Origin of the sequence: Comamonas sp. Z3, assembly GCF_008121565.1 — a bacterium.
In the GTDB taxonomy this organism is placed as follows: Bacteria; Pseudomonadota; Gammaproteobacteria; order Burkholderiales; family Burkholderiaceae_C; genus Comamonas; species Comamonas brasiliensis.
Genome location: NZ_VOQU01000006.1, coordinates 144604 through 159971, shown reverse-complemented (window position 1 = coordinate 159971; position 15368 = coordinate 144604). Strand labels below are relative to the sequence as shown.

Below are 15368 nucleotides of genomic sequence, written 5' to 3'. Positions count from 1 at the left end.
CAGTCAGTCTCCCTGGCTGGGTGATCTGCTGCGATAGCTGCTGATGGTCTCGTGGACGAAGCGCAGCTTGTCCCAGGCCGGGCCGGAAATCGCAAACGGGTAGGCATCGCCATGGCCCAGGCTGCGGTTCAGGCTGTTGTGCAGCAGCGTGAGCGGCACCCACTGGGACTGCATCACCGAAAAGTCGGGCGGCACCGGCACGAGCGGGTTCTGAATGCGCTGCTGGCCTGCGGCGGGGATATCCGGAACGGTGATGCAGGTGCCGTAGCTGGCTGCGGTTTCCAGCAAATCCACCATGTGCAGATAGTGAGCCCAGGTTTCGGCCCAGTCTTCCCAGGGGTGCGAGGTGGCATAGGCGCTGATGAACTGATGGCGCCAGCTATTGTCCAGCGGGTCCTTGCCGTAATGGCGCTGCAGCGCCTGGGCATAGTCCTGGTTCTCATAGCCGAACAGCGCCCTGAAGCGCTCCAGATGCACGCTGTTGGCTATCAGCTGATCCCAGTAGAAATGGCCAGATTCGTGACGCAGATGCCCGATCAGCGTGCGATAGGGCTCGTGCAGGGCCTGGCGGCGTTTGGCGCGCTCGTCGTCGTCGGCCTCGACGACATTGAGCGTGATCATGCCGCTGGCATGGCCGGTCATGACGGGGCTCTGGCCGGGCAGATCCGCGAGCAGGGAAAAGCGCGGCTCGGCCACGCAGTGACCATGGGGATCCTGCAAACCCAGCCTGGCCAGGGTGTAGAACAGCCTGCGCTTGGCAACCTTGATCTTCGCCCAACGCAGCTCGTTGGCAGGATCGCCGTTGTCGGGCAGCCATTCGGTCTGGCGGCAGGAAACGCACAGCGGCTGCGGGTCTGAAGCCTCGATCGCAAAATTGCACAGGCTGATGTTGTATCGATGGGCGCAGGCGCGATAGCGTGCGGTGGGGCCTGCGTTCGGCGGCAGAATGCCGACGCGCAGCTGATCGGGCAGGAATGCCTGGATTGCACCGCAATGCACGCATTGCAGGCTTTCAAAATAGATCAGATGGCCGCAGGCCTCGCAGTTGAAAACTTGCATGAGGACACTTTAATGGCTAAGTACGCTGATCGGGGCAGGAAAAAACAAAGCCAGCTCGAAAGCTGGCTTTGGGCTGGAAGCGCAGCCCTCAGACAGAGGCTGGCTTCAGGTGCGCAACGTCAAGGCCTGACCACGATGCTGTTGCGCACTTCACGCACATGCTTGGTCGTGCGGGCGATTTCGCCGGCACGGGCTTTTTCCGCTTCGGATTTGGCAAAGCCCGACAGCTGCACGGTGCCGTTCATGGTTTCCACGCTGATGGCGGTTGCCGAGACGCTCTTGTCTTCGGCCATCTTGGCCTTCACTGCAGTGGTAATGCCGGCGTCATCCACATAGGAGCCCACAGTCTGCTGGTCACGAGCCACCGAACAGGCTGTGGTAGCCAGCACGGTCGTCGCAGCGACCAGACTGAAAGCCAAAGCACGAGTCAGATTTTTCATATGGTTCTCCCTTGGTTTTGAAAAGGCGCAAAGCACGCCTGCGAAAGCTGGGAACGTCTACACGTTCCAAGAGTTACTTCCTGCGCGAGCGGCCCAGAAAGAAGGCTGTCGCCAGGGCCGCGCCGGTCGCGGCGGCGATCAGCACGGAACGCCCGGGTTGTTCGGACACATACTTGGTGGTTGCATCCGCTGCGGTGTTGAACTGACGGCGTGCGCGGTGCGAGCTGTCGGCCCAGAAGTTGATGCTGCGCTCTGCCAGATCCTGAGCCCGGTTGGCCAGGTTGTCGATCAGCGGGTTCTCGCTGTCGTCGAGATTGCGTATATGGCGCCCTGTGGAGTCTATCGCCTCGGAGGCCGTGCGCCTTGCGCGGCGTGCGGTGTCCTCAACCTTGTCGGCAACATCCTCGGCCACGTCGCGTGCTTCATTGACCATCTTCTGGGCGGCCTGCTTGCCCGAGTCCACGGCGTCCTGCGCTGCGTCGGCCATCTTGTGCGCAGCATTCTGGGCAGATTGGGCGGCGTGCTTTGCCGTGTCCTTGACGTCAGCAGCCACATCCTTGGCGGCGCCCTTGAGGTCTTCAACCGTGTCCTTGGCGTCTTTTACGGCTTGGCTCATTGTTTGGAACTCCCTGAAATCTAAAAATTTTCGTGACAGCGTGCAGTAACGCCAGTCTGCGGAACTCTGCCTCGAGGAGGCGGAAGTTGAGAGTGATCATGGCGAATACTGCCGGTTTGTGCAATGTGGACGAACAAAGTTCTACACATTCGGTGCCGTTGCTATTTCTTCACCAGGCCCATCAGGAAAGTGATGACGGCCATGACCAGGAAGACAAAAAACAGGATCTTGGCAATGCCTACGGCGCTTGCCGCAATACCGCCGAAACCGAAAACTGCAGCGATCAAGGCAATCACCAGAAAGACAATGGCGTAGTGCAACATGATTTTCTCCTTTCGAATGCAGACCGACAGGCATTGCTGTGCGGCCATGTATTGACTGTAGAGAACTGAGCAGCCCGTGCCTGACGGTGAGCTTCTGCCACCTGGGTCGGGGTATTGAGAGACAGCCGTGTAGGACGACATCGACTTGCTCGGCCGAGCGCTACCCGGTTTCAGGCAGTTGCTATGCTCAGGGGAATGACTGCCGAGATGGTGGTGCCCTTGCCGGGTTGCGAGGCCACGGTGAGCCTGCCGCCAACGGCTTCGACACGGTGCTTCATGCCGGCCAGGCCATGGGAGTTGGGGCGCATGCTGGCGGGCTCGAACCCCTGGCCATCGTCTTGAATCTGCACGGCTACATAGGTGGGGTAGTTGTGCACCGTGACGATGACATGGCTGGCCCTGGCGTACTTGCCGATATTGGTCAGCGACTCCTGCACCACGCGATAGACCGTCAGCTGCGTGGACTCGGGCAGGTCCACCTGCTCCAGACTGCACTCCACCTCGATGTTGCTGCGATCGCCGAACTCCCGGGTCAGGATTTCCAGTGCCGTGGTCAGTCCCAGGTTGGAAAGCGAGGAAGGGCGAAGGTCCTCGATGATGCGACGCTTGAGTGCAATGCCGCTGTTGAGCGTCTCGATCAGATGGGTGACGCGCTCGGAGACCTCGGGTGCCGAAGTGTCGATCTTGGATTTGAGTCGCGCAACATCGAGTTTGGCTGCGGTCAGCAGCGAGCCAAGCTCATCGTGCAGCTCGCGAGCCAGATGCGCCCGCTCGTCTTCGCGTACCTGCTGCAAATGGGTTGCCAGCTCGGTGAGCGCCGCTGTGCGGTCACGAACGACTTCCTCCAGGCGATTGCGCTCGTCGCGCTGGATCTCCTGCTCGCGCTGATGTGAGTGCTGCAGTGCATTGGCCTGTCGCAGATACATGAAGAAGCCCAGAATCCCGAGCGCCGTCACGGTCGCAATGCCCAGGCGCGACAGGCCCAGCGTCTGCTCGATGTCTGCGAGATTGGACTTGACGCGCTGGTCGATGCTGTCCATCAGGGTCTTGATGTGGCCCCGTATGGCATCCATGTTTTCCATGCCCACATCGGTGAACATCACAAAGCGCCATGCTTCGTCGTTGCCCTGGCGATAAAGGCGCAGGCTCAGCTCCATTTCGCTGGTCTTGCGCTCGACCTGACGGGCCAGCGGTGTGAAGGTGGCCAGCTCCTTGGGATCCATGATGAAGATGCTGCGCAGCTCGTCCATGCTGCTGCTGATGGCGGCAGAAGCGGAGTTGTAGGGCTCGAGATAGCGCTCTTCTCCCGTCAGCAGATAGCCGCGCAGACCGGTTTCAGCGTCCAGCATCTGCTGCATCAGCAAGCTGAGCTTGGCTCTGGTGCTTTGTGTCTTGGTGAGCGTGTCCAGAGCCTGCAAGGAGCGCTTATAGCCTGCCTCATTAATGCTTACCATTAAGACTGCCGCAATGACTGCGATCGTCAAACTGACTGCAATTTTGCGGATATTGGTCCAGCGCATCTACATCCTCTCACCGACAAGGCAATTACCTGATATTCTGCATAACCGTAGCGTCAACGACTGACATCATAGTGCGGGTCTTAAAATGTTATGCGCCCTGGAGACGAGCGCGGTTTCATGAAAAGAGGTGTTCATGATAAAAGTAGGCATAGTGGATGACCATGCGATCGTTCGCTCGGGATTACGCCAATTCCTGTCGGAGCATGTGGATCTGAGGGTCGTGGGAGAAGCCGGCAATGGACGGGAAGCCATCGATCTGGTCCGGGAACATGAAATCGATGTGTTGCTGATGGACTTGTCCATGCCCGGGCAAAGCGGCATAGATGCCCTGGCCATGCTCAGGGCCAAGGCGCCCGACATGGGCATCCTGATACTGAGTGGATACCCTGAGGAGCATTACGCGATCAACCTGATTCGTCAGGGAGCCAGCGGCTATCTCAACAAGGAGTGCGATCCCCAGGATATCGCGGAGGCCATCCGCACCGTGGCTCTGGGAAGGCGCTATCTGACGCCCGCAGTGGCCGACCTCCTGGCCCAGCAGCTCAATCGCAAGGATGATGTGCCGGCGCACGAGCAATTGTCGGAGCGCGAGTTTCAGGTGTTTCTGAAGCTTGCTCGCGGCGAGACGGCCGGAGATATTGCCAAGTCGCTTTCCCTGAGTGTGAAAACAGTGAGTACTTACCGAACCAGGCTCATGGAAAAAATGGGGCTTTCCTCGAATAGCGATCTGACCTACTATGCGCTGAAAAACCGCCTCATTGATTAATGGGGCTCCAATAAAAAAGGCTTGAAAGATTCAAGCCTTTTTTTACTTTTTGTTATTATCAAGACTTGCTGGTATTCAAATCCATGCAGAAATCGATAAGCGCATCGATTTCATTGGATTTGTCAAATACGGCATCGGCATTGAGTTCCAGGCAGCGCTGGCGGATATCGGCAGTCGCATAATTGCTCAGCACCAGCAGCTTTTTCTGCCGCGGTCGCTGTTGAAAGCTGGTGACAATGCCAAGGCCGCTGCCCTCGCGCAGGAACAGGTCCACGATGACCAGATCCCAGGCGTCCGGGTTATGGCTGAGCCAGCGTACGGCATCGGCTTCGGTCTCTGCCACCCCCACAGCCTCGACATCGGCAAGCTCCGCCATCGTCGCAATCAGGTTGTCGCGAATCGTAGGGTTGTCTTCAACAAAAAAGGTACGCAGTTTCACGACGGTAGCAAGTTGAGGTAGATGCCATGGATCAAGCTGTGAGAGTCGTTCAATTCTCGGTATGGGGAATCAATTACGGCCTATGAAAAATCATTGTATTGATGTTTCTTGTGATTTGTGCTTGACGTTCCGCAGATATCACAGGTTTTAACCCTAGCAATTTTCATCCTACTCCACTCCATGGAACGTGCATCAAGCATTTGAAGTTGTCCGACAGAAGATCGGCCAAAACCGACAATCAGCTTCAGTGCTTCAGCTGCCTGCTGGGTTCCGATCAGTCCGACCAGCGGTGCAAAGACGCCCATGGTCGAGCACTGGACCTCTTCGAATTCAGCCTCTGGCGGAAAGACGCAGGCATAGCACGGGCTGTCGGGGTCGCGCGGATCAATGACCATCAACTGGCCATCGACACGGATGGCCGCTCCTTCGATCAGAGGTACGCCATGGCGTACGCAGGCCGCATTGATGGTCTGGCGGGTCTTGTAGTTGTCGGTGCAGTCCAGCACGATGCCGGCCTCGGGCAGCAACTCGTCGAGCAGGCTCTCGGTCGCACGCTGCTGGATGCAGCGAATCTCTATACCGGGGTTGATGGCATGCACGGCGGTGCGTATCGACTCCACCTTGGCCATGCCTATGCGCTCGGTCGTGTGGGCAATCTGGCGTTGCAGATTGGTCATGTCCACGACATCGTTGTCGACGATGGTGATCCGGCCCACACCTGCCGAGCCCAGATAGAGTGCGGCAGGCGAGCCCAAGCCGCCGGCTCCGATGATCACTGCATGCGTTGCCAGAATACGTTCCTGGCCTTCGATGCCGATCTCGTCGAGCATGATGTGACGGGAATAGCGCAGCAATTGATCGTCATTCATCGGTTTGCGTCCATGGTTCCAAGAAAAAAGCCGGGCAAGCCCGGCTGATTTTGAGCGGGTTTGACAACCCGGTGCTTATTTTTTGCTCTTGTCGGAGTCACCCTTTTCGGGGGCTTTCTTGTCAGCGGGCTTTTTGTCTGCAGCCGTCGCATCCCCGGGCTTTTCTTCGGCCTTGCGCTCTGTCAGGGTCTTGCTGACCTTGACGGGCTGGCCCTTGAGCTTGTTCAGCGCCTGTTGCAGCTGGAAGTCCTTGTCAGTTCCGAATTCCGGCAGGCGGCGTTCGGCGGCCGGCTTCTTTGCTTCCTCTTCCAGGCGTTTGCGGGCTTCCTCGCGCGCTTTTTCCAGGGCGTCATTCTTGACCTCGGCACCCTGTCCGCTGGACAGATGCTTCTCGAGATCCGCCTCGCGCATGCCCAGTGCGGCAAACAAGTCACCATCCGCCGTCTCGTCCACCATCACATCGGGCACGATGCCCTTGGCCTGAATGGACTTTCCGCTAGGCGTGTAGTAGCGCGCCGTCGTCAGCTTGAGAGCCGTATCGGGGCCCAGGGGACGCACGGTTTGCACCGACCCCTTGCCAAAGGACTGGCTGCCCATGACGGTGGCGCGCTTGTGATCCTGGAGCGCTCCGGCCACGATTTCACTGGCCGAGGCCGAGCCTTCGTTGACCAGAACCACCAGGGGCAGCTTTTTCAGGGCTGCAGGCAGGCGCTGCAAGGGATCGCCAAAGCCGCGCTGGGCATAGAACTCGGGCGATGCCTTGTAGACGGCCTTGCTTTCAGCCAGCTGGCCGTTGGTGGAAACCACGGGTACATCGGGTGGCAGGAAGGCGGCCGAGATGGCCACGGCTGCATCCAGCAGTCCGCCGGGATCGTTGCGCAGGTCCAGCACCAGGCCCTTGAGATTGGGTTCCTGCTTGTAGATTTCCTCGACCTTGCGCACAAAGTCGTCCACGGTGCGTTCCTGGAACTGGCTCAGGCGAATCCAGGCATAGCCGGGCTCGATCACCTTGCCCTTGACCGACTGGGTCTTGATCTCTTCGCGGGTGATGGTGACGGGGAAGCTGCGGCTTTCATCCTTGCGCAGGATGTTCAGGCGCACCTTGGTATTGGGTTCGCCGCGCATGCGCTTGACGGCGTCATTGAGCGTCAGGCCCTTGACGGCCGTGTCGTCGATCTTGGTGATCAGGTCGCCGGTCTTGAGGCCGGCGCGGAAAGCGGGCGAGCCTTCGATGGGAGAGACGATCTTGATCAGCCCATCTTCCATGGTGATCTCGATGCCGACGCCAACGAACTTGCCGGAAGTGCCTTCCTTGAATTCCTTGTAGGTCTTCTTGTCGAAGTACTGGGAGTGCGGGTCCAGGCTGGAGACCATGCCGGAGATGGCATCGGTGATCAGCTTCTTGTCGCTGACCTGTTCGACGTAATCGGTCTTGATCAGGCCGAAGACGGCCGACAACTGCTGGATTTCTTCAAGTGGCAGAGGTGTCACACCCCCGCGGGCCAGCGTCTGCAGGGATACGGTGGTCAACGCACCGGCGACCACGCCCACAGAGATCCAGCCTGCAATTTTGATTTTTTGACCCATAGCACCCCTTAAACCATTCGCAATATACACCTTCGACGGCAGAAGGCCCACGAGGTTCCGCAGGCCTTTTGCAGTGTCAGCCCGGTTCAGACTGCGTCAGCGATCCGAACCGGGGTGGTGCAAGGTCTCAGGCCTTTCCCTGGGCCGCGACGGCCGCTGCGGCCTTGGCTGCGGCTTCGGCATCGCCCAGGTAGTAGTGGCGGATGGGCTTGAGATCGGCGTCGAGCTCATAGACCAGAGGAATGCCATTGGGCACGTTCACGCCCACGATCTTGTCGTCGGCGATATTGTCCAGATACTTGATCAGGGCGCGAATGGAATTGCCGTGAGCGGCAACCACCACGCGCTTGCCGGCCTTGATGGCGGGGGCGATGGACTCGCTCCAGAACGGCACGACGCGCTCGACCGTGTCCTTGAGGCACTCGGTCAGCGGGATCTGCTCGGGCTGCAGCTTGGCGTAGCGGACATCGCTGCGTTCGCTGCGCGGGTCGGTGGCTTCCAGGGCTGGAGGCGGCACATCGTAGCTGCGGCGCCAGACCAGCACCTGCTCGTCGCCATACTGCTTGGCCATATCGGCCTTGTTCAGGCCTTGCAGGCCGCCATAGTGGCGCTCGTTGAGGCGCCAGCTATGCACCACGGGCAGCCAGGTGCGGTCCATTTCATCCTGCACATGCCACAGGGTACGGATGGCGCGCTTGAGCACGCTGGTGTAGGCCACATCGAAGTCATAGCCTTCTGCCTTGAGCAGTTGGCCGGCCTTCTTGGCCTGTTCGACGCCGGTGGCAGTCAGATCCACATCGGTCCAGCCGGTGAAGCGGTTTTCTAGGTTCCAGGTGGATTCACCGTGGCGGATCAGAACGAGCTTGTACATGGATTCTCTCAAAGTAGCAAAGCAGTAATGACACAAAGTCAAAAGCGTGCATTTTAGGGGCTGGGCTTTGTCCGGGCTTGAGGCAAGGAAAGCCGGACCGATCCGGCGCCGGCCGGCCTGCTATTCCTGTAGCGAGCTTCGGGGATTGTGCGCAGCGCCCACTTGCGGCCCAGGGCGCGTCAACCGGGGCTATGGGCTTGCAGGCTGCAGGTCTGTGGCCCGCTGCTGCGGCCCGCAGGCTGGCCTGCCTCTAAAATCGTCCGGTTTGCCATCCCAAGGAATGACGTGAAATTCATCATTGATAACTGGTATTTGATCCTGATTGCCGTGGCTTCGGGTGTGATGCTGCTGCTGCCCGCGCTGCGCGGCGCGACCGGCGGTTCGCTGTCGGCAGCGGCTGCGGTGCATCTGATCAACCGCGAAAAAGCCGTGGTGCTGGACGTCTGCGAGCCCGAAGAGTTTGCCGCCGGCCATGTCAACGGCGCCAGGAACCTGCCGCTGAGCCAGTTGGAAGAAAAGCTGCCCACCACCGTCAAGAACAAGCAGCTGCCCGTGGTGCTGGTCTGTGCAACGGGCGCCCGCGCCGCGCGCGCCGAGGCGGTGGCCAAGAAGCTGGGTTACGAAAAGGCCCAGGCGCTGGCTGGCGGCATGAAGGCCTGGCGCGATGCCGGCCTGCCGGTTGAAAAAGCCTGATCCGGCCCCATCTGAGAACCCTGACGAATGCAGCGTTGCATGCTGCATTGAAAAAACCAAGGAAGTTGCCCATGCAAGCCGTGAAGATGTACACCACCGCCGTCTGCCCCTACTGCATTCGTGCCAAGCAGATTCTCCAATCCAAGGGCGTGGAGCAGATCGAGGAGGTGCGCATCGACTTCGATACCGCCGCCCGCGAGCACATGATGCAGACCACGGGCCGCCGCACCGTGCCCCAGATCTTCATTGGCGACACCCATGTGGGAGGTTGTGACGATCTGATGGCGCTGGATGCCAAGGGCGGTCTGCTGCCCCTGCTGCAAGGCTGACGCAGCTGCGCCGCCCATGTTGTCCCAGGACATGAATTTGCACTTTGTGCCGGCTGCCAGGATGCAGCCATGGGCGGCCACTGCATAATGCCAAATGCTATTTTCTGGGAAATGCCTGCTGCGAGGATAGCTGCGTGCTGATTCTCCGTGCAGGCATTTTCATTTCCCTCTCAAGATTTTTCTGAAAGACCCAGCTCATCATGGCCGAACAAGACAACAGCCCCGTGTTCCAGATCCAGCGCGTGTATCTGAAGGACCTGTCCCTGGAGCAGCCCAACTCTCCCGCCATCCTGCTGGAGCAGGAGCAGCCCAGCGTGGACATCCAGCTGGGCGTGGAAGCCACCCCCGTGGCTGAAGGCGTCTACGAAGTGGCCGTGACCGCCACGGTTCAGACCAAGATTCAGGACAAGACCGTGTTCCTGGTCGAAGCCAAGCAGGCCGGCATCTTCGAAATCCGCAACGTGCCTGAAGACCAGATGGGCGGCGTGATCGGCATTGCCTGCCCCCAGATCATCTACCCCTATCTGCGCGGCAACGTGGCCGACGTGGTGACCCGCGCCGGTTTCCCTCCCGTGCACCTGGCCGAAATCAACTTCCAGGCCATGTACGAGCAGCAGCAAGCCGCTGCCGCCGCTCAGACCGAAGGCCAACTGCCCCAGTAAGCTGACGGCAGCTTCCGATTCCTGCGATGTGCAAGAATCGGCAGCCAGGCAAAAAAGAGGCCCTAGAGGCCTCTTTTTATTGCGGGTTGTGCGCAAACTGCTATCAAAATTCAGGTATGAAAATTCTTGTCATCGGCGCTGGCGCCTGGGGTACGGCCATGGCCATCAGCGCGGCCACCCATCCGCAGCAGGGTCGCGTCAGCCTCTGGGCACGGGATCCGGCGCAGGCGCAGCTCATGCAGGCCGAGCGTGCCAACAGCCGCTATCTGCCCGGCATCCGCTTTCCGGATGCGCTCACGGTGGTCTGCGGCGATGTAATGGCTCATGTGGCGGATGCCGATCTGATTGTGCTGGGCACCCCCATGGCGGCGCTGCGCCAGTGGCTGGGCCAGCTCAAGGATTGCCGCCGGCCCGTGGTCTGGCTGTGCAAGGGTTTCGAGGCTGTGGCCGCCGATGCCCCTGCCGGCAGCTATGGGCTGATGGCGCATGAAGTCTGCCAGCAGGTCGCGCCGCAGCTGCAAAGCGGTGCGCTCAGCGGCCCCAGCTTCGCGGCCGAGGTGGCGCGCCAGCAGCCTACGGCTCTGGTGGCCGCCAGCGCCCATGAGGGCGTGAGCGAGCTGTTGGTGTCGGCCTTTCACGGCGAAGCCATGCGCGTCTATGCCAATCAGGACATCGTGGGCGTGGAAGTGGGCGGTGCCGTCAAGAATGTGCTGGCCATTGCCACGGGTCTTTGCGACGGCCTGCAGCTGGGGCTGAACGCGCGCGCGGCCCTTGTCACGCGTGGCCTGGCCGAGATGACGCGCCTGGGCGTGGCCCTGGGCGCGCGCGCCGAAACCTTCATGGGCCTGTCCGGCCTCGGCGATCTGGTGCTGACTGCGACCGGCGATCTCTCGCGCAACCGCAAGGTGGGCCTGTTGCTGGCCGAAGGCAAGAGCCTGGAGCAGGCCGTGACATCGCTGGGCCATGTGGCCGAGGGCGTGTACAGCGCCCGCACCGTGCTCGCCCGGGCACGCCAGGTCGGCGTGGAAATGCCCATCACCGAAACCGTGGTGGCCTTGCTGGACGGCCAGCTACCGGTCACCGAAGCCGTGCAGCATCTGATGGTGCGCGATCCGCGCGGCGAATAAGTCAATAAAACGATAGCTGTCAGCGCTTGATATTCATGGATTTCAGATACTTTTCTATCTGAAAATCAATGAATAAAGGCGGTGGCAGCTATTATTTTTTATGGCGCTGACCGGCGAATTCAGGCGCGCTACTTCGCCTCTCTGATGCTGAGCCAGGCACTCGCTGCCCCGCACAGCGCAATGACGACCATCCCCAGCACGGCCCATTGGTCGGGGATATGGCCATAGACCAGCCAGCCTGCCAGCAGCGCGGAGGGAATCTGGCTGTAGAGAAACGGCGTGATGGTCGCAGGCTCGGCTTTTTCATAGGCCTTGAGCAGCATCAGATGTCCCACGGCGCTGCCTGCGCCCATGGCAATCGCGGCCAGCCAGAGTGCGGCGCTGTCCGGCAGCTGCCAGACCCAGGGCAGGGTCATGCAGGTCAGGCTCAGGGCCAGCAGGCTGGTGTAGATCTGCGTGGTCAGCGGGCGCTCCTTGCCCGCCATGCGGCTGCTCAGGATCTGATAGGCCGTGTTGGCCAGCAACTGCAGCGCAGGCCAGACCAGGGCCCAGCCGCTGAACTGGCCGCCGCCCGGCCGCAGGATGACCAGCGTGCCCGCAAGGCCCAGCGCCACCAGCACCCAGCGCAAGGGGCTGACCTGCTGGCCCAGCCAGAGCGCGGCCAGCAGGGTCAGGGCCAGCGGCGTCAGCGCCACGATGGCCGTGAACTCCGCCAGCGGCAGATAGCGCAGGCTGAGCATGGCCAGCGCATTGCTGAGGCAAAACAGAATGGCGCGCAGAAACTGAAAGCCCGGGCGCCGGGTGTGAAAAATCTCCAGCCCGTGTCTTGCCACTCCGAAGCCCACGGTCAGCACCGACTGCAGCGCATAGCGCAGCCACAGAGCCATCAGCAGCGGCAGCAGGGCGCCCGCATATTTGGAGCCCGTATCGAGTATCGAAAAACAGGCGCAGGCCAGCACCGTGAAGCCGATGCCCGTCAGCGTATGGCGATGGACCGAGGGGGCGGAGTGCTGTGACATGGACGAACTTACCGGGCACTGGGCGGTGCCGAGAGAAAAGATTTCAGGTGATTTTGGCCTGAAGCGCCTGATGACTAAGCGCTAGCTGCTATTGAATTCATGGCGTGAACTCAATCATGGGGCGTGACGCAAGAGAGAGGCAGCAAGCAAGGGCCTAGCCGGCCGCACCGCCCTGCAGCTAGGGCTGCCCCAGCGATGCTGTCGTCCCCCTCCCTTAGCGCGCAGCGCGTAGAGAGAGGGGCGCCCGGCGAGAGGGGCGCCCGGCCAGGGGAAGGCGCGGGGCCGCCCAGGCAAGCGGCTCAGGGGGAATTACAAACCAATCTCCAGGGCCAGCAGTTCTTCCACTGTCTGGCGACGGCGAATCAGCTGGCTCTGTGCGCCATCGACCAGCACTTCGGCGGCCAGCGGGCGGGTGTTGTAGTTGCTGGACATGGAGCTGCCGTAGGCACCCGTGTCGTGGATCACCAGCAGGTCGCCCACGCTGGCGCCGGCCAGCGAGCGCGGCAGCACCACGCCGCCGTCGCCCTGGGTGAAGACATCGCCCGATTCGCACAGCGGGCCAGCCACCACGCTGTCCTGCGCGGGCAGGCTCTGGCCGTCGCGGCGCAGCACTTCCATGCCGTGGTAGCTGCCGTACATGCTGGGGCGCATCAGCTCGTTGAAGCCGGTATCGACCAGCACGAAGTGATTGCTGCCCGCATTCTTGGTGGCGCGCACCGTGCCCAGCAGCACGCCGGACTCGGCCACCAGGAAGCGGCCGGGCTCGAGCTCCAGGCCCAGCTTGTGGCCGACGATGGCCTCGGCCTGCTGGCGCGCCGCATCCCACAGGCCATGGTAGTGGTCGGTGTCGATGGTGGCATCGCCAGCACGATAGGGGATGGACAGGCCGCCGCCGGCACTGATGGCGTGCAGATCGACGCCAGCTGCCTTGGTGCGCTCGACCAGCTTGACCATGGCGCCACAGACTTCCTGCAGATGGCCGTAGTCCACGCCCGAGCCGATATGCATGTGCAGGCCGGCCAGCACCAGGCCGCCGGTCTTGATGGCTTGCAGCGCCGCTTCCAGTTCGCTGTGCCAGATGCCGTGCTTGCTGTGCTCGCCGCCGGTGTTGGTCTTGTTGCTGTGACCGTGGCCGAAGCCGGGGTTGATGCGCAGCCAGACATGGTGGCCCCTGGACACGGCGGCCAGCTGGTGCAGCATGTCGATGGAGCCGGCGTTCACGGGCACCTTGTGCTCCACCACGGTGGCCAGCGTGGCCTCGTCCATCACATCGGCCGTGAAGACGATGTCGGCAGGCTCGCCAAAGCCGGGCGTGAAGCCCGCTGCCAGCGCACGCAGGACTTCGCCGCGCGAGACCGCATCCACCTTCACGCCCTGCTCGCGCATGAGCTTGAGGATGTGGATGTTGGAGCAGGCCTTCTGGGCAAAGCGCACGGTGTCGAAAGCCTTGAGCTGGGCAATGCGCTCGCGGATGGTGGCGGCGTCATACACCCACAGCGGCGTGCCGTACTGGTCGGCCAGGTTCCAGAGCTGTGCAGGAGAGAAGGGGTTTGCCATGGCGGTCTCTTGAAAGGGAATAGTTCCGCGCATCATGCACGGGGGTATCTATTCAGTCCAATAGCTTGATTTATGAAGATCATTCAATATTGATATGCTCTGCACATGACCGATTCAGAAGCTTCACAGCGCATCACCCACCGCCATATCGAGGTGTTCCGTGCCGTCATGACGGCCGGCAGCGTCACCGGCGCGGCGCAGCTGCTCTATACCTCGCAGCCCACGGTGAGCCGCGAGCTGGCGCGCATGGAGCAACTGCTGGGCTATGCGCTGTTCGAGCGTGTGCAGGGCCGGCTGCGTGCCAATGCACGTGCCTTGCTGCTCTGGGACGAGGTGCGGCGCAGCTGGCAGGGCCTGGAGCGCGTGATCGACCGCGCCGTGGAGCTGGGGCGCCCGCAAGGTGCGAGCATCAGCGTGCTGTGCCTGCCGGCACTCAGTCATGCCTTGCTGCCGGGCGCGCTGGCGCGTCTGCAGTCCCGTCACGGCGCGGTGGCCGTGAGCGTGAGCACCCAGGAGGCACCGCTGCTGCAGGAGTGGATGGCGGCCCAGCGCTTCGATCTGGGCCTGTCCGAGCTGGCCGATGCACCTCGGGGCACGCGCAGCCAGCCCTTGCCTGCCATGGATGAAGTGGCCGTGCTGCCTGCCAACCACCCACTGGCGCAGAAGGCGCTGCTGAGCGAGCGGGACTTTGAAGGCGAATCCTTCATCAGCCTGGCGCGCGACGACCCCTACCGGGCCCAGATCGATGCGGTGTTTGCCCGCGCCGGCGTGCAGCGCCGGCTGAGTCTGGAGACCGCCAGTGCCGTCGCCGTCTGCGCCATGGTGCAGCAGGGGCTGGGTCTGGCCATCGTCAACCCGCTGACGGCGCGGGCCTGCGCGGGCCCGCAGTTGGTGGTGCGGCCGCTGGCGTTCTCGATAGCGTTTCAGGTGCATATGCTGCTGCCGCTGCACCGGCCCGCGGATGCAGGCCTGTCCTGGCTGATCGCGGCGCTGGAGCAGGAGGCACTCAGCCTGCTGGATGGCAGGCCCTGAAGTTGCCGATAGGGCTATCGAAAGTGAGCTTGCGCAAACTTCTATGTTGCAGTGCACAATAAACATCTGCACCCAAGGAGTTACATATGCCTGAGTCCGCCATTCCCCATCGCACAGCCAGCGAACTGCTGGACATCAGCATGGCTGCACCTCAGGTCATCAACCACCGGCTCACGCGCATGGCGCTCAGCGGCCCGGTACTTTCTGCGCGCGATCAGAAGGAGTTCACCCGCATGGTGGTGGAAAAGCAGGTGGCCTTCAGCCAGGCCTGGCTGACCATGGGGGCCGAGATGTTCAAGGTGCAGCAGCAGCTGTGTCTGGCCTGGATGCGCAACCCCTGGACCATGGGCCAGAAGCTGCCCGTGGCCGCCGACAAGGTGGCGGCCAGGAGCCTGGCGCCGATTCGCCGCAAGGCCGTGGCCAATGCCAAGCGCCTGTCGCAGACCCGCCTGAAATAGG

18 protein-coding genes are annotated in these 15368 nt (G+C 61.6%); 7 read left to right on the top strand and 11 right to left on the bottom strand.

The annotated features are described in order from the left end of the window. Positions 1-3 precede the first annotated feature (3 nt). The 5 genes from FSY59_RS18315 to FSY59_RS18295 form a co-directional block, all read right to left on the bottom strand. Entirely contained in the window at positions 4-1059 is a 1056-nt protein-coding gene (locus FSY59_RS18315; RefSeq protein WP_148729471.1) for a putative zinc-binding metallopeptidase, read from the bottom strand. Positions 1060-1178: 119 nt separating this feature from the next. After that, on the bottom strand, positions 1179-1499 hold the full coding sequence (locus tag FSY59_RS18310; protein WP_003051870.1) for a BON domain-containing protein: 321 nt from the start codon (positions 1497-1499) through the stop codon (positions 1179-1181). A 73-nt stretch (positions 1500-1572) separates the two neighbouring features. Then, the gene (locus FSY59_RS18305) at positions 1573-2115 is read right to left on the bottom strand and encodes a hypothetical protein (RefSeq protein WP_003051873.1); all 543 of its coding nucleotides are present in this window, start codon (positions 2113-2115) and stop codon (positions 1573-1575) included. Between the two features lie 161 nt (positions 2116-2276). Then, positions 2277-2438, bottom strand: coding sequence for a DUF1328 domain-containing protein (locus tag FSY59_RS18300; protein WP_003051882.1), 162 nt, complete (start codon positions 2436-2438; stop codon positions 2277-2279). A 170-nt stretch (positions 2439-2608) separates the two neighbouring features. Next, positions 2609-3958: a CHASE3 domain-containing protein gene (locus tag FSY59_RS18295; protein ID WP_050872335.1), complete on the bottom strand. Its 1350-nt coding sequence runs from the start codon at positions 3956-3958 to the stop codon at positions 2609-2611. 133 nt (positions 3959-4091) lie between these two features. Here FSY59_RS18295 and FSY59_RS18290 point away from each other — a divergent pair, with 133 nt between their 5' ends. Beyond that, entirely contained in the window at positions 4092-4724 is a 633-nt protein-coding gene (locus FSY59_RS18290) for a response regulator transcription factor (protein ID WP_003051886.1), read from the top strand. A 58-nt stretch (positions 4725-4782) separates the two neighbouring features. On the opposite strand, the gene FSY59_RS18285 is transcribed toward FSY59_RS18290, so the two are convergent. The 4 genes from FSY59_RS18285 to gpmA form a co-directional block, all read right to left on the bottom strand. Beyond that, positions 4783-5163, bottom strand: coding sequence for a response regulator (locus FSY59_RS18285; protein ID WP_003051888.1), 381 nt, complete (start codon positions 5161-5163; stop codon positions 4783-4785). A gap of 80 nt (positions 5164-5243) precedes the next feature. Beyond that, a complete protein-coding gene (locus FSY59_RS18280; protein WP_043374907.1) occupies positions 5244-6032 on the bottom strand; it encodes a HesA/MoeB/ThiF family protein in 789 nt (262 codons plus the stop codon). A gap of 75 nt (positions 6033-6107) precedes the next feature. Beyond that, on the bottom strand, positions 6108-7619 hold the full coding sequence (locus FSY59_RS18275; protein ID WP_003051892.1) for a S41 family peptidase: 1512 nt from the start codon (positions 7617-7619) through the stop codon (positions 6108-6110). A gap of 127 nt (positions 7620-7746) precedes the next feature. Next, positions 7747-8490 (bottom strand): 2,3-diphosphoglycerate-dependent phosphoglycerate mutase, encoded by a 744-nt coding sequence (gpmA, locus tag FSY59_RS18270; RefSeq protein ID WP_003051894.1) that lies wholly within the window; start codon positions 8488-8490, stop codon positions 7747-7749. A gap of 285 nt (positions 8491-8775) precedes the next feature. Here gpmA and FSY59_RS18265 point away from each other — a divergent pair, with 285 nt between their 5' ends. The 4 genes from FSY59_RS18265 (at position 8776) to FSY59_RS18250 (ending at position 11301) form a co-directional block, all read left to right on the top strand. Continuing rightward, positions 8776-9183, top strand: a complete 408-nt coding sequence (locus FSY59_RS18265; protein WP_003051897.1) for a rhodanese-like domain-containing protein — start codon at positions 8776-8778, stop codon at positions 9181-9183. A 71-nt stretch (positions 9184-9254) separates the two neighbouring features. Then, the gene (grxC, locus tag FSY59_RS18260; protein ID WP_003051899.1) at positions 9255-9512 is read left to right on the top strand and encodes a glutaredoxin 3; all 258 of its coding nucleotides are present in this window, start codon (positions 9255-9257) and stop codon (positions 9510-9512) included. Positions 9513-9712: 200 nt separating this feature from the next. Then, positions 9713-10174: a protein-export chaperone SecB gene (secB, locus tag FSY59_RS18255; protein WP_003051901.1), complete on the top strand. Its 462-nt coding sequence runs from the start codon at positions 9713-9715 to the stop codon at positions 10172-10174. A 116-nt stretch (positions 10175-10290) separates the two neighbouring features. Next, positions 10291-11301 (top strand): NAD(P)H-dependent glycerol-3-phosphate dehydrogenase, encoded by a 1011-nt coding sequence (locus FSY59_RS18250; RefSeq protein ID WP_003051903.1) that lies wholly within the window; start codon positions 10291-10293, stop codon positions 11299-11301. A gap of 128 nt (positions 11302-11429) precedes the next feature. On the opposite strand, the gene FSY59_RS18245 is transcribed toward FSY59_RS18250, so the two are convergent. Both FSY59_RS18245 and lysA read right to left on the bottom strand, forming a co-directional pair. After that, positions 11430-12320, bottom strand: a complete 891-nt coding sequence (locus FSY59_RS18245) for a DMT family transporter (protein WP_148729469.1) — start codon at positions 12318-12320, stop codon at positions 11430-11432. A 309-nt stretch (positions 12321-12629) separates the two neighbouring features. Next, positions 12630-13877 (bottom strand): diaminopimelate decarboxylase, encoded by a 1248-nt coding sequence (lysA, locus tag FSY59_RS18240; RefSeq protein WP_034400885.1) that lies wholly within the window; start codon positions 13875-13877, stop codon positions 12630-12632. 105 nt (positions 13878-13982) lie between these two features. Between lysA and FSY59_RS18235 the strand changes: the two genes are divergently transcribed. Next, positions 13983-14909, top strand: coding sequence for a LysR family transcriptional regulator (locus FSY59_RS18235; RefSeq protein WP_003051909.1), 927 nt, complete (start codon positions 13983-13985; stop codon positions 14907-14909). An 86-nt stretch (positions 14910-14995) separates the two neighbouring features. After that, positions 14996-15367, top strand: a complete 372-nt coding sequence (locus FSY59_RS18230; RefSeq protein ID WP_003051911.1) for a polyhydroxyalkanoate granule-associated phasin — start codon at positions 14996-14998, stop codon at positions 15365-15367. Position 15368 lies beyond the last annotated feature (1 nt).

Bases quoted from the DNA above. Each gene is read 5' to 3' on its own strand.
- FSY59_RS18315 (WP_148729471.1), bottom strand. From the start codon at position 1,059: ATGCAAGTTTTCAACTGCGAGGCCTGCGGCCATCTGATCTATTTTGAA.
- FSY59_RS18310 (WP_003051870.1), bottom strand. From the start codon at position 1,499: ATGAAAAATCTGACTCGTGCTTTGGCTTTCAGTCTGGTCGCTGCGACG.
- FSY59_RS18305 (WP_003051873.1), bottom strand. From the start codon at position 2,115: ATGAGCCAAGCCGTAAAAGACGCCAAGGACACGGTTGAAGACCTCAAG.
- FSY59_RS18300 (WP_003051882.1), bottom strand. From the start codon at position 2,438: ATGTTGCACTACGCCATTGTCTTTCTGGTGATTGCCTTGATCGCTGCA.
- FSY59_RS18295 (WP_050872335.1), bottom strand. From the start codon at position 3,958: ATGCGCTGGACCAATATCCGCAAAATTGCAGTCAGTTTGACGATCGCA.
- FSY59_RS18290 (WP_003051886.1), top strand. From the start codon at position 4,092: ATGATAAAAGTAGGCATAGTGGATGACCATGCGATCGTTCGCTCGGGA.
- FSY59_RS18280 (WP_043374907.1), bottom strand. From the start codon at position 6,032: ATGAATGACGATCAATTGCTGCGCTATTCCCGTCACATCATGCTCGAC.
- FSY59_RS18275 (WP_003051892.1), bottom strand. From the start codon at position 7,619: ATGGGTCAAAAAATCAAAATTGCAGGCTGGATCTCTGTGGGCGTGGTC.
- gpmA (WP_003051894.1), bottom strand. From the start codon at position 8,490: ATGTACAAGCTCGTTCTGATCCGCCACGGTGAATCCACCTGGAACCTA.
- grxC (WP_003051899.1), top strand. From the start codon at position 9,255: ATGCAAGCCGTGAAGATGTACACCACCGCCGTCTGCCCCTACTGCATT.
- secB (WP_003051901.1), top strand. From the start codon at position 9,713: ATGGCCGAACAAGACAACAGCCCCGTGTTCCAGATCCAGCGCGTGTAT.
- FSY59_RS18250 (WP_003051903.1), top strand. From the start codon at position 10,291: ATGAAAATTCTTGTCATCGGCGCTGGCGCCTGGGGTACGGCCATGGCC.
- FSY59_RS18245 (WP_148729469.1), bottom strand. From the start codon at position 12,320: ATGTCACAGCACTCCGCCCCCTCGGTCCATCGCCATACGCTGACGGGC.
- lysA (WP_034400885.1), bottom strand. From the start codon at position 13,877: ATGGCAAACCCCTTCTCTCCTGCACAGCTCTGGAACCTGGCCGACCAG.
- FSY59_RS18235 (WP_003051909.1), top strand. From the start codon at position 13,983: ATGACCGATTCAGAAGCTTCACAGCGCATCACCCACCGCCATATCGAG.
- FSY59_RS18230 (WP_003051911.1), top strand. From the start codon at position 14,996: ATGCCTGAGTCCGCCATTCCCCATCGCACAGCCAGCGAACTGCTGGAC.